General features: G+C 69.3%; 14 protein-coding genes and 1 pseudogene. 8 read left to right on the top strand and 7 right to left on the bottom strand.

Going from position 1 to position 12,144, the window contains the following annotated elements:
- Positions 1–62 precede the first annotated feature (62 nt).
- Positions 63–1,403 carry a M14 metallopeptidase family protein gene (locus BO221_RS50335; RefSeq protein WP_083682761.1) on the bottom strand — a complete coding sequence of 447 codons (1,341 nt, stop codon included), beginning with the start codon at positions 1,401–1,403 and terminating at the stop codon, positions 63–65.
- A 36-nt stretch (positions 1,404–1,439) separates the two neighbouring features.
- On the opposite strand from BO221_RS50335, the gene BO221_RS50330 reads away from it, so the two are divergent.
- From BO221_RS50330 to BO221_RS50315, 4 genes are all read left to right on the top strand, one after another.
- On the top strand, positions 1,440–3,212 hold the full coding sequence (locus BO221_RS50330) for a DUF885 domain-containing protein (RefSeq protein WP_073568100.1): 1,773 nt from the start codon (positions 1,440–1,442) through the stop codon (positions 3,210–3,212).
- Between the two features lie 67 nt (positions 3,213–3,279).
- A complete protein-coding gene (locus BO221_RS50325; protein ID WP_073568099.1) occupies positions 3,280–3,558 on the top strand; it encodes a hypothetical protein in 279 nt (92 codons plus the stop codon).
- A gap of 75 nt (positions 3,559–3,633) precedes the next feature.
- Positions 3,634–5,058, top strand: a complete 1,425-nt coding sequence (locus tag BO221_RS50320; RefSeq protein WP_083682746.1) for a DUF2380 domain-containing protein — start codon at positions 3,634–3,636, stop codon at positions 5,056–5,058.
- A complete protein-coding gene (locus tag BO221_RS50315; protein ID WP_073568098.1) occupies positions 5,055–5,525 on the top strand; it encodes an NUDIX hydrolase in 471 nt (156 codons plus the stop codon). The genes BO221_RS50320 and BO221_RS50315 overlap by 4 nt, the downstream gene beginning before the upstream one ends.
- Before the next feature lie 16 nt (positions 5,526–5,541).
- Here the strand turns inward: BO221_RS50315 and BO221_RS50310 are convergent, their stop codons facing one another.
- Entirely contained in the window at positions 5,542–6,177 is a 636-nt protein-coding gene (locus BO221_RS50310) for an Hsp20/alpha crystallin family protein (RefSeq protein WP_073568097.1), read from the bottom strand.
- A gap of 101 nt (positions 6,178–6,278) precedes the next feature.
- On the opposite strand from BO221_RS50310, the gene BO221_RS50305 reads away from it, so the two are divergent.
- Entirely contained in the window at positions 6,279–6,473 is a 195-nt protein-coding gene (locus BO221_RS50305) for a hypothetical protein (RefSeq protein ID WP_073568096.1), read from the top strand.
- A gap of 173 nt (positions 6,474–6,646) precedes the next feature.
- Positions 6,647–7,294, top strand: coding sequence for a TraR/DksA family transcriptional regulator (locus BO221_RS55755; protein WP_073568095.1), 648 nt, complete (start codon positions 6,647–6,649; stop codon positions 7,292–7,294).
- Here the strand turns inward: BO221_RS55755 and BO221_RS50295 are convergent.
- Positions 7,285–8,235 (bottom strand): RimK family alpha-L-glutamate ligase, encoded by a 951-nt coding sequence (locus tag BO221_RS50295; RefSeq protein WP_233166631.1) that lies wholly within the window; start codon positions 8,233–8,235, stop codon positions 7,285–7,287. The two genes, BO221_RS55755 and BO221_RS50295, sit on opposite strands and share 10 nt — an antisense overlap.
- 77 nt (positions 8,236–8,312) lie before the next feature.
- Here BO221_RS50295 and BO221_RS55260 point away from each other — a divergent pair, with 77 nt between their 5' ends.
- Entirely contained in the window at positions 8,313–8,468 is a 156-nt protein-coding gene (locus BO221_RS55260) for a hypothetical protein (protein WP_158080058.1), read from the top strand.
- Positions 8,469–8,475: 7 nt separating this feature from the next.
- Here the strand turns inward: BO221_RS55260 and ruvA are convergent, their stop codons facing one another.
- From ruvA to BO221_RS50275, 4 genes are all read right to left on the bottom strand, one after another.
- A complete protein-coding gene (gene ruvA / locus BO221_RS50290; protein WP_073568094.1) occupies positions 8,476–9,087 on the bottom strand; it encodes a Holliday junction branch migration protein RuvA in 612 nt (203 codons plus the stop codon).
- Entirely contained in the window at positions 9,084–9,659 is a 576-nt protein-coding gene (ruvC, locus tag BO221_RS50285) for a crossover junction endodeoxyribonuclease RuvC (protein WP_073568093.1), read from the bottom strand. The genes ruvA and ruvC overlap by 4 nt, the downstream gene beginning before the upstream one ends.
- An 86-nt stretch (positions 9,660–9,745) precedes the next feature.
- Positions 9,746–10,495 (bottom strand): YebC/PmpR family DNA-binding transcriptional regulator, encoded by a 750-nt coding sequence (locus tag BO221_RS50280; protein ID WP_073568092.1) that lies wholly within the window; start codon positions 10,493–10,495, stop codon positions 9,746–9,748.
- 44 nt (positions 10,496–10,539) lie between these two features.
- Complete coding sequence (locus BO221_RS50275) at positions 10,540–11,685, bottom strand: response regulator (RefSeq protein WP_073568091.1); 1,146 nt, start codon at positions 11,683–11,685, stop codon at positions 10,540–10,542.
- Between the two features lie 228 nt (positions 11,686–11,913).
- Between BO221_RS50275 and BO221_RS50270 the strand changes: the two are divergent.
- Positions 11,914–12,144, top strand: a pseudogene (locus BO221_RS50270) (hypothetical protein); the annotation flags it as partial.

The following is a 12,144-nucleotide window of genomic DNA, read 5'->3' as shown; positions in this document are numbered from 1 at the left end:
GGCCGCTCACGTAACACCCCGCGGCGTGCGCGAGCCGAGCGCACGCCGTGCCCCCACCCGCCTCAGCGCTCGAAGCGGATGATGCGCTCGATGCGATAGGTGGAGGGCTTCTCCAGGGGCTTGAGCAGCATCAGCTCCGCGGGCTGGCCGGTCTGGACGGTGTGTTGCCTGGGCTGAGCCAGCTGGAGGGTGTCGCCCTCCTTCGCCGTGGCGGACAGCGGCACGGCGAACAGCCCGCTTCCGTCCACGGTCTCCAGGGCCCCCAGGACGCGCAGATCGCCCAGCTCGTCCACCTTGCCCACGAGGGCGAGCGCGGGCCCCTGGCCGTGGTCGCGCACCGCGCGCGTGGCGGAAATACCCACGTCCGCGGTGAAGGGCTTTCCGTCCGCGCCGAACAGGCCCACACCCTTGAGCATGAGGTAGACGATGCCCGAGGTGTCGTTCTCCGGAATGGACTCGTAGCGCGCCACCTCCGCCTTCTCGGCCCTCCCGCTCGCGAGTGCATCCAGCGCGGTGGCGAGCGCGACGAAGTTGAGCTGGATCAGGGGCGCATCCGGGGCGCGCGAGGGCCACGGTCCCGTCTCGATGAGGACGGAGGGCGTGCCCCAGCGCGTCATGTTGTCGCCGAAGGCACGCACCTCGAAGGAGTCGTCGTAACGGCCCACCTGTCCGGGTGCGATCGGCTCCAGCGCATCGCGAATCACCGCGCACACCTTCTTGGCCAGCACCCGGCCCGGGTTGTCGCTCCGGGGCTCGTCGAAGGCCGCCGCGAGCAGCGAGATGGAGGCCGGACGGCCTGTACTGCCCACCCCGTAGCGCCAGCTCTGGTTGTGCAGGTTGAAGCCGATGAAGGGCTGGAGCCTGTCCCGGAGCGCCTTGAGGGTCCGCGCCTCGGGCGTCTGCAGGGCGAGCGCATCCCGGTTGATGTCGATGCCCTGCGCATTGCGGCGCTGGTAGCGCTCGGCGCCATCGGGGTTGAGCATCGGCACGGCGTGGAGGGTGAGCTCGGAGAGGATTCGCGCGACCCAGGGCTCCTGACGGTGCGTCCGGAGGTACTCGATGAAGTCGAGCAGGGCCGTGGTGGCGGTCGGCTCGTCTCCGTGCATCTGGGACCAGAGCAGGACGTGCCGGGGGCCGGTGCCCAGCGAGAGATGGTAGAGGGCGCGCCCCTCCACCGACTGCCCCGCCACCTCGAGCTGGAAGAGGTCGGGGGACTTCTCCCGCAGACGCTTCAGGTGCTTCTCCACGTGGGAGTGCCGCACCAGCGGTGGAAGGGGAAGGTCCTTGGAGTGGACCTGCTCCCACAGCTTCGTGAGCGCCTGGGGTCCCGGGACCACGGCGGTGGAAGAAGAGCTGGCCGGAAGGGTGGCGAGCAGGGCAGAAAGCAGCAGAGCGGTCGTCATGGTGTGCACCGCCGGACTGTAATCGAAGAGAGGCTCATGCACTCACGACGGCTCGCCGGACTGGCCCTGTTCCTCACCACCTTCGTGGCGCCGGCCCAGCAGAAGACTCCGGACACGGATTGGGTGGCGCGCAGCAATGCCCACGCGCAGGTGCTGCTGGAGACCCTCGCGCGGTTCAACCCGGAGGAGGCGTCGTCCCTCGGCGTCACCACCGTGGATGAACAGGTGGTCGATCTCGGCCCGCGCGTGGGTGAGCGCAGCCGTGCCGCGCTGGCCCAGGCCCAGGCCGAGCTGGAGAAGCGTCTCGCCGAGGAGAAGGACCCCAACGTCCGCCAGGACCTCCAGTTGCTCATCGGCACCGCGAAGGACGCCATCCAGGGTTCCACGCTCAACGAGCGCTACCTCCTCCACTGGGCCGACCCGCCGAAGACGATCTTCGAGGGCCTGCAGAACCTGCTGCAGGAGGACGTCGCCCCGGAGCGCCGTGCCAGGGCGCTGGTCCGCCTGCAACGCTACGTGGGGCTCGCGCCGGGCAGCACGCCGCTGACGGTGCTCGCCAGGGCCCGTTTCGAAGAGAGGCTGTCGCAGCCTCAGCTGCTGGGTCCGGTGAAGGCCGGGCTGGAGCAGGCGATGGCCAACGCGCCCACCTACGTGAAGGGCATCCGGGAGCTGTTCACCGAGTACAAGATTTCCGGTGCCGGGCCCGCCCTGGCCGCGCTCGAGCAGCAGTTCTCGGACCATGTCCGCTGGCAGCGCGAGGTGGTGCTGCCCCGGGCACGTGAGGACTTCCGCCTTCCGCTCGAGCTCTACGCCTTTGGCCTCAAGGAATACGGCATCGACATCCCTCCGGAGCAACTGGTGCGCCGCGCGCAATTCGAGTTCCTGGAGATCCGCGCGCAGATGGAGGCGACGGCGCCCCTCGTGGCGAAGGCCCGGGGCTTCCAGGTCACGGACTACCGGGGCGTGCTGCGCGCGTTGAAGAAGGAGCAGCTCGGCCGTGACCGCGTCGAGGGGCATTACCGCAAGGTCATCGGGGAGATGGACCGGCTGATCGCGAAGCACCGGGTGGTGGAGCTCCCGAAGCACCCGATGCAGATGCGCGTGGCCTCGGAGGCGGAGAGCGCCGCGAAGCCCGCGCCGCATCTGGATCCGCCCGCGCTGGCCGGCAACACCGGGCAGCGGGGTCAATTCGTGCTCTCCCTGGGCAGAGCGGCGGCCGGGGGAAAGGGAGAGGCCTACGATGACTTCACCTTCGGCGCGGCGGCCTGGTCCCTCGCAGCCCACGAGGGCCGGCCCGGCCACGAGCTGCAGTTCTCGGCCATGGTCGAGCGAGGCGTGTCGCTCGCGCGGAGCCTGTTCGCCTTCAACTCCGTCAACATCGAGGGCTGGGCGCTCTACGCCGAGGCCGAGATGGTTCCCTACGAGCCCATTGACGGCCAGTTCATCGCGCTGCAGTTCCGGCTGGTGCGCGCGGCGCGGGCCATGCTCGATCCCATGCTCAACCTGGGGCAGATCTCACGCGAGGAGGCCAGCCGCATCCTCACCGAGGAGGTGGGACTCTCCGCGCCCCTGGCCCGCCAGGAGCTGGATCGCTACACCTTCCGCAGCCCGGGGCAGGCGGGCAGCTACTTCTACGGCTACACCCGGCTCCTGGAGCTGCGCGCCGAGACCGAGATTGCCCTCGGCTCGAAGTTCGACCGCCTGGCCTTCAACAACTTCATCCTCGGCCAGGGACTGCTGCCGCCGGACCTGTTGGCGAAGGCCGTGCGGGAGGAGTTCATCCCGGCGCGCAAGGCGAAGGGGCCCTGAGGAGGGACCCACAGTTTCTTCGCACGGCCCCCATCTCCGTGCATGATGCGCCGCATTGGAGGAGCCGATGAAGAACCGGATTGTGATGGCAGTGGCGGCCCTGGGCCTGGCGATGACCCTGGCCGGTTGCAAGAGCGAGTGCCGTGTCGCGTGCGAGAAGAAGCAGGAGTGCGTGTCCTCCGGCCTCGACGTGGCGAAGTGCACGGACACGTGCGAGCAGAAGGTCAAGAAGGACAAGGACTTCTCGGCCCAGGCGCAGGAGTGCTCGCAGTGCGTCAAGGGCCGGACCTGCTCCGAAACCATGAAGCAGTGCCTGGACGACTGCATCACCGTCGTCGGCTTCTGAGCTCCCGTCCAGCACCGCTACTCGAAGGCACGCCGTGCCCAGAGGCCTTCGCTTCCATGAGCCTGGGGGTGGGCAATGCGCGCTGACTCGCCCGGGGCAAGGGGAACGGGGCTGTTGCTCGCCCTGGCCCTGCTGTCCAACGCCTGTGCGTCGCTGGGGCCACCGCCCGGCCGGGGGATGAGCCTGCACTACACGCCGCGTGAGGCCACGGGGCGTGCGGTGGGCCCTGGCAGGGTTGAAAGGGATGCAAGGTCGAGCACCCTCGCGGCCCACGTGGCGTTTCTCGGTGCCGTGAACGAGGTGTCCACCTCCTCGCGCCACGTCTCCCGCGAGCTCTCCAGGCTCAAGGCCAGCTCCCCGGGCATCGCCAGCGCGGGCAACGACATCTTCGTCCGCTACGTCGACTACGGCGAACGTCAACAGCGATGGATTGACGCCGAGCTCGCGGCCGCCACCCGGCTGGCCATCGCCGCCTCGGAGGTGGAAGACCCGGACACGCAGCTCGCCCTGCTGCGCCTCGCAGGCCCACGATTGGAGGCAGCCATGATGGGCTCCCTCCTACTGGCCGTGTGGTTTGACTTCCTCAACCTCACCGACGCCGCGCTCTCCCGGCACCTCCAGAGTGTGGAGTCGCTGTTCATGAACATGGACCGCGTCCAGAAGATGCTCGAGCCCACCCTGACGGCGCTCTCGTCGTTGGAGCCAGAGCAGGTGGAGGCAGCGGCGCAAGACGTCCCCGCTCTGGTAGGCCACCTCACCAGCGAGTTCGCCGCACTCCGTGAGGGCATACGCAAGGGGGCGGAAGTCCTCCAGAAGGCGCTAGCGCTGAAGGAGGCCATGGAGGCGCTCACCCTGGTGTCCGCGCTGAAATTCTCACTGCCCCGGCTGCTGCCGCGAGCCGGTCCCGCCACACTCGGCGTGGGCTTCATGGTGGGCTCCAACGGCGTGATGATGGGCACGCGGATGGTCGTCTCCGCCGAGTGGGTGGAGATGATGCGCCAGTTGGTGCGGGCAGGCGTCCTCTCCGTGCCCGTCGTCAGCGCCGCCGTTCGGATTCAGGCCGGCCAGGTGATGATGGCCGAGGCGCACGGAGAGCTTCCCAGGGGCGTGCGCGAGGCGCTCGGCGATGGGCCCGAGGTGCGGGGCATGCACGTGACGGGCAAAGCGGGAGCCGGCATGGCAGAGCCACCACGGCACCACGTCATGCCGAAAGAGTTCCGCGAGTGGTTCGAGAAGCGCGGCTTCACCGGCGAGATGGACATCGACGAGTTCTGCGTCAGGCTGGAGCGGGCTCACCACGAGGCCATTCACGGTGGAGGCGACTGGAGGCTGGGACGCACATGGCCCGGTGAGTGGAACCGGATGATCATGGAGACACTGCTCGAAGCCGAGACAACGGTCGGCCAGATGTTGACGCGAAACGAGGTCCTGAAGATCGTTGCCGAGCGTATGAAGCTGTACAGGATCCCGATGAGCTTCACCCCCTGGAGGGGACCATGAGCGACGGTCGTGCCTGGCAAGGCAACGTGAAGGTGCGCCTGTACGAGCGGGTCCGCGAGCGCGGCTACGATTCGCTCACCTCCTTCGCCGAGGCGCGCCCGACCGCCTCGCTGGTGGCGCTGGCCGAGGAGCTTGGTCCGGACGACGTCGCCGGAGTGCAGGTGTTCAGCGGACTGCTCGCCGAGGCGGAGCGGAGTCATCGGGTCACACGGTTGGTGCGCAGCCAACTCGTGCGCGAACTGTCTGAACACCTCCCGAATGGCTGGCCGGCCGTGCTGGACCACGCAAACCGGTTCAATGTCGCCCATGCACTCGGCGCGTGGATTGCGTTCACCCCAGAAACCCACAAGGAACGTGCCAGACAGGTCAGGACGTGTCTCCTCGCTACGCCACCACCACCCGGGTGGCGTCCGCTCGGACCTGACGATGAGCTGCTTCTCTCGCTTCTGCCTGACGAGGAAGCCTGAACGAGCGTCCGGCCGCTCAGGTTCCCGGCGGCTTGCGCGGCAGGTCCACGCTGAGCGCGGCCTGCATCAGGTCCACCAGCCCGGGCCACGCCTCGGCCGACAGCCACACACCCTCGATGTCGTGCTCGGCGTTCACCGCTAGCGAGGAGGACTCGAAGAGCCGCGCCGGCACCGCCCCCTCCTTCGGCAGTGCCCCGGACACCCTGAGGCGCTGCCCGTCCCAGCTCAGCCCCTCGGGCATCACCTGATCCAGCACGGTGCGCAGCGCGGCCTTGCCTCCGCCCACGCGCAACACGCCCTGAACCAGCACCGAGGCCGCCCGGGACTCCTCCAGGTCCACCCGGCCCGGCGTGAGCAGCGTCAGGTGGTAGCGGCCCGAGGCGAGCTCCAGCCGCTCGGGGGTCACCTCCACGCGCAGCTTCCAGCCGGAGACCTCCAACCTCACGTCGTAGGTCCGGGGCCCGTACGCCCACTCGCCCACCGAGAGCGCCTTCACGTCCTTCAGCGCCCTGCGCGCGAGGGCCTCCACCCGGGCGTGCGACAACCGCAGCCGCTTCCGGGCCACGTCCACCGTCACCTGGCCGGACAGACCCGAAGGCAACTTCCCCACCCACTCCCGCGCGCTCTCCCACCACCGCGAAGCACCGGACATCCCAGAGCCCTCCTGGCAGTACACCCTGGTCCCTATCTGGCCCCGGACATGCCCTGGATTCAAGCGGAGTGAACAGCCCCCCGCTTGATACGGTCCCCGCCATGATCCATTCCCGCGCCCCGCTCGCCGCCGCGCTCGTCTCCCTGGCCCTGCTGGCCTCCGGCTGCGCCCTGTTCCGGCCGAGCCACGCGCCCCCTCCCGCGCCACCCGCCTCCCCTGCCCCGCCCCCCCTGGCCCCGGCGGCTGGCTCCGATGCCATCCTGCTCACCATCTTCCTGCGCCACGACCAGTCGTGAACCTGGCCATCGAACGCAGCGCGTGGGGCGCGTTCCACACGGAGTTCTACCCGACGTGCGACTTCGTCCCCGTCTGGAAGGACCTCCGGACCCGGGCGCTCTCCCCGGAACCGGCTCACTGAACGGCCAGGCCGGTGTGTCCCCGGGCCCCGTGTGATTAGATGTCCCCAGGCATGACGATCGGTTCCAAAGAAGGCCCCCCACCCCCGTGGCCGGACATCCACCGGACGGTCCTCTCCACGCTCGATGCGCTGGCATCGTCCACTGGATGGATTCCCACCGCCGCCACGGTCGGCATCGAGCCCGTCTTCGAGCGCGTGCTCCAGCAGATCTGCCAGCCCCAGGGATTCAGCCCCGAGGCCTACATCGACGTCATCACCCGGGACGCCGGGATGCGGCGGGAGGTCCAGAAGCGTCTGTCGCGCCTGATGGAGACCCCGGCGCTGGTGAACATGCGCCGAGAGGCCCAGCGCCGCGAGGCCGAGCACCAGCTCCACGTGCTGCACTTCGTCCTGTCCGGCCAGGAGCCGCCCGACTGGGTCCTGTCGACGATCGACGAGGAGCAACAGCAGCAACTCCGGGACGCGGCGGAGTCCGGCGAGGAGAGGGATCCGGTGCTCCTCCCGCGGGTGCAGCGGGCGCTCCAGAAGCTGGCCGCGACCCCCACGACGTACGGCCAGTGCGAGGACTGTGGCACCGCCATCCTGCTCGAGCGCCTGCAGCTCGTGCCCTGGGCCGAGTGCTGCGCGGCCTGCCAGCGCAAGCGCGAGGGCATCCCGGACGAGGCGCCGGAGCCCCCGGTGGCCGTCACCTACTTCTGACCGCGCGCTCCTTCCACCACGCGCCGGGCGATGGCGTGGCTGATGGGGTGCCCCAGCTTCAACTCGACGTCCAGGTAGATGGGTGAGCTGTTGAGCTCGAGGAACACCCACTCGTCGCCCTGGTGCTTGATGTCGATGCCCGCGAAGGTGAGGCCGCACGCACGCGCGGCCTCCCGGCAGAAGCGCTGGACGGTCTCGGGGAGCTGGACCTCGCGGTAGGAGGCCCCTCCCCCGCTGTAGACGGGGTCCGCCCGGAAGTCGAGGTGCTGCTCCGGCGTGTCGATGGCCACCGAGGAGACGATCTCGTCCCCCACCAGCATGATGCGCAGATCCTCTCCCGGGGCGCGCTCCTGGAAGATGACGGGCGAGGCGGTGACGTCCTCGAGCCGCTCGAGCGCCTCGTCATCCAGCACCCGGGTGATGGCCCCGCCCATGATGGGCTTGAAGATGACGTCCTTCACCTCGGCGTGGAAGGCGCGGATGGCGGCCGGATCGTTGGAGATGAGCGTGCGCGGCACCCGGGCCCCGACGCTCCGCAGCGCGTGGAGCTGGAAGGGCTTGTATTGCATGACGCTCGCGGCGTGCGGGGCGTTGACCAGCGTGGCGCCCCGGTGGGCGAGCTGGAGCAACCACGCCACGAAGTACGAGGCCCGCTCGCGCGTGTGCATGAAGGTGGTGAACCAGTCCTCGTAGAGCACGAGCTCGCCATCGCGCTCCATGGAGGGGGCATAGGGGGCGGGGATGGAGCGCAGGTAGAAGCCCCGGACGTCGTCCACCGGCTCGCCCCGATAGAAGGTCCGCCCGTCGAGCATGGACAAGGGCAGGCCCCGATCGAGCGCATCGGGCTCGATGAACACCGTATCCGCGCCCAGCACCGAGGCCTCGCGGGCCACTGCCTTGCATTGCACATCCGCCGCCGCGCCAAAAACGCCGATCCTCAAGCACTCCCCCCGGGTCGTGGACACATAGGTGCTCCAAGCCGTGCACACCTTGAAGATGGACACGCGAGGAGGACGTCGTGACGAAGACGAAGAAGGGCCTGCCCTTCATCAAGTTCGAGCTGCCCAAGCGCAAGAAGCCCGACGACAAGCAGGCGAGCAAGCCCGACAAGCCCAAGCCCTCCGACCGCGTGACGACCATGGCGGTAGGAGAGGAGGGCGGCGACCCCCGGTAGGTATTCCCTAGGCGCTGGAGCGCAGGGCCTTGAGGGCCTCGCGGAAGAGGGCCTGGAAGGCGGCCTCGGCGCCGAGCCGCTCGCTGGCGGACTCCGCGGCCTTCTCCGCCTGCGGCTGCTTGTAGCCGAGGTTGATGAGCGCCGAGACGAGATCCGCCATCTGCGCGGACTCGGGAGCGGCGGGCTTCGCCTGGGCGGCCACCTGCTCCAGGTGCAGCGTCTTCACCTTGTCCTTGAGCTCCAGCACGAGCCGCTCGGCGGTCTTCTTCCCCACCCCGTGAATCTTCGTGAGGCGCGCCACCTCGCCCCGGCCCAGCGCGGCCACCAACTCCGGCACCTCCATGCCGGAGAGCACCGCCAGCGCGAGCCTCGGCCCCACGTGGGACACCGAGTTGAGCAGGAGGAACAACTCCTCCTCGGAGCGGCTGAGGAAGCCGAACAGCTCGAAGGCGTCCTCGCGCACCACGGTGCGCACGCGCACCTGCACGGGCTGGCCCTCCGCGGGCAGCCGCCCCAGCGTGAGCGAGGAGAAGAACACGCGGTAGCCCACTCCCCCCACGTCGATGGTGGCCTCCTCGAGGCTCTTCTCCAGAACGTTGCCACGCAGTGCCGCGATCATCGCGCTTCCGGCCTCCTGTAGGACGGCGTCAGCTTGTCCGCGAGCTGCGCCTGCGCCGACTTGCGGCGCGTCTTCGAGGGCCTGGCGCCCGACACGGGAACGCCGGACCGGCCCTGGTTGAGGTGGCAGATCGCCACCGCCAGTGCGTCACTGGCATCCGCGCGCTCCAATACCTCGACCTGGAGGAAGGTACATACCATGCGCGCCACCGCGTCCTTGCCGGCGGCGCCACCGGCGCCCACCGCGCGCTTCACCCGGGCGGGCGGGTACTCGTGCACGGAGAGCCCGGCCTGGGCGGCGGCCAGCAGCGCCACCCCGCGGGCGTGCCCGAGGATGAGGGCACTGCGCGCGTTGCGGAAGGTGAAGACGCCCTCCACCGCCGCCACCTGGGGCTTGTAGAGCTTCACGGCCGTCAGCAGCCCGCCGTGCAGCTCCTTGAGCCGCAACTCCAGGGGAGCGTCGGGATCCACCTTGATGACGCCATGGCCCACGTGGACCAGCCGGCCTCGCCGCTCCTCCACCACGCCATACCCCATGAAGCGGCTGCCGGGGTCGATGCCTAGGACGCGCAAATTCCTCTCCGGGGACAACGGAACAGGGGTTCAGCCTGCCCTATAACGCGCGGGCCGCCCCCGTGTCGATGTGCCCGTCTCCCCCACTACGCGGAGAGCGACTCCATGAGCGACTCGTCCATCTCGAAGTTGGCGTGCACGTTCTGCACGTCGTCGTTGTCCTCGAGCAACTCCATCAGCTTGAGCAGCTTCTTCGCGTTGTCGCCCTCGACGCGGACGGTGTTCTGCGGGAAGTACGTCCACTTCTGCTCGCCCAGCTTCAGGCCGGACTGCTCCAGGCTGGAGGCCACGGCGTGCAGATCCGCCGGAGCAGTGCGCACCTCGAAGCCCTCGGCGCCGTGGTTGATGACGTCCTCGGCGCCGGCCTCGATGGCCTTCTCCATCACTTCGTCCTCGGAGGGGCCGGGCTTCACGGTGATGAGGCCCTTCTTGTGGAACATCCAGTTCACCGAGCCTTCGGCGCCCAGGTTGCCGTCCTCCTTGGAGAACATGGAGCGCATGTCGCTGGCGGTGCGATTGCGGTTGTCGGTGAGGCACTCCACGAGCATGGCCACGCCGCCGGGGCCATAGCCCTCGTAGACGATCTCCTCGTAGCTCTCGCCCTCCAGCTCGCCAGTGCCCTTCTTGATGGCGCGCTGGATGTTGTCGTTGGGCATGTTGGCCTCGCGGGCCGCGAGGATGGCCACGCGCAACCGGGCATTGTTGTCCGGGCTCCCGCCCCCCAACCGAGCCGCGACGGTGAGCTCCTTGATGAGCTTGCTGTAGAGCTTGCCCTTGCTCGCGCCCATCACGGCCTTGTACCGCTTGAGCTTCGACCACCGATTGTGACCGGACATGGCGCGTCTTCTAACCTCCGGCGTGGGGCCGGTCCAGGCCCGCCTCAGGCCGCCCGGGAGGAACCCGGCGTCTCGAACGCCTCGGAGAAGGGCTCGTCCTCTTCCCGGGGGGCCTCCGGGGAGAGCACCGGCTCGAAGAAGGGCGGAATGGACTGGGGCACCGTCTCGCGCTCGGCGATGAGGTTGGCGGGCACCAGCACACCCTGGGCGTAGAGGCACGTCACCACCTCCAGGGTGGTGACCTCGGGCATGCGGCACTCCAGCAAGGCGGTGTGCACGGTGCGCTGGCCATCGAAGAGGCGGAGGACCTGGCCCACGTCATCGGGCAGGGACTTGAGGACGTCCGCCAGCCGCTTGAAGTCCACCACGAGCCGGGCGGACAGGGGGATGCCCAGGGCGCACAGGGCGGCGAAACGCTCGGCGGCGGGCATCAGCAGCGAGGCGTAGATCTTCAGGTTGAGCAGGAGCTTCCCCTCGGCGAGCACCTCGGCGAAGGAGACGGCGTAGGCGCCCGAGCCGAAGAAGAGCATGCGGCGGATGGCGGTAAGGCCACGCTCGCCCTCGAAGGACGCGTCCACCACGTGGCCCTCGTGGAAGGAGAGCCAGCCCTCGTTGTCGCGCAGCTCGATGCGGCCGGAGCGCGAGCCACACAGCAGGGCATGGAGCACCTGGGCCAGGGGCATGCGGACGGTATGGGCCTCGTAGGCGGGGGCGAAGGCGCTGCGGCCGGCCTTCATGCGGGCCAGGGACACCACCACCTGCGGAGGCAGGGGCTGGAGGAGGTAGTCATCGGCGCGCACGGCCTCGGCGCGCGAGCGGTGGTGGGGCTCCTCGCGGCGCGAGAGGAGATACACCGGGAGATGCTCGGTGCGGGCGTCGGCGCGCAGCCGCTCGCAGAAGGTGAAGCCGTCCAGTCCGTCCCCGTTGGGCGCGGCGGGGACGATGACGAGGTGGGGCAACGGGCGGCCCTCACCCAGCTCTCCGAGGACGTCCTCGATGGAGGGGGCGGCGAGCACCTCGAAGCCGGCGCCGACGAGGCCCAGGGCGAGGGAGGAGCGCGTGTCCTTGTCGGGCTCGACGAGCAGGACGCGAGGGCGGAAACGGGTGGAGCGCCGCCGGGGACTGACGTCGGCGGAGACGGACGAAGGTGCGGGCTCGAGGATGGTGGCGCGGTGCGGGCTGTCGGCCATGGAGAACCCCTGGAGCGGCGATCCTGGGAGAAACCGGGCATCCACTACGGGTGAAGAAATATAACTTTCCGAGAAAGAAGACTACCACGAAACGAGAGTGCTCCCCGTCATACCAGTCGGGGAACACGAAACAGGAAGCCAAGGGCTTGAAATTGTTGGGTAAGCGTCAGGGGGAGGGACGAGGAAACGCTCGACGGGCCGGGGGCGAGGCGCCAGAGTGGGCGGCCTATGACGCGACTGATGCTGGTGTGTGTGCTCACGCCGCTGATGGCGGCGACGCAGGAGACGACGGCCCCGGCCACGGAGACGACGGCGGAGGCGGTGAGACTGGAGGAGAAGCGGGAGAACTTCGGGGCGGTGGTGGCTCCGGCGGCGTTGCCCGATGGGGCGACGGCGGTGTCCGGGTGGGTGGGGGTGCCGGAAGTGGGGGCGGCATACCGCCAGGGGACGGGGGGCTGG

The sequence above is a fragment of the Archangium sp. Cb G35 genome (genome assembly GCF_001896145.1).
Lineage (GTDB): Bacteria > Myxococcota > Myxococcia > Myxococcales > Myxococcaceae > Archangium > Archangium violaceum.
This window is presented reverse-complemented; position numbering and strand designations above follow the sequence as displayed.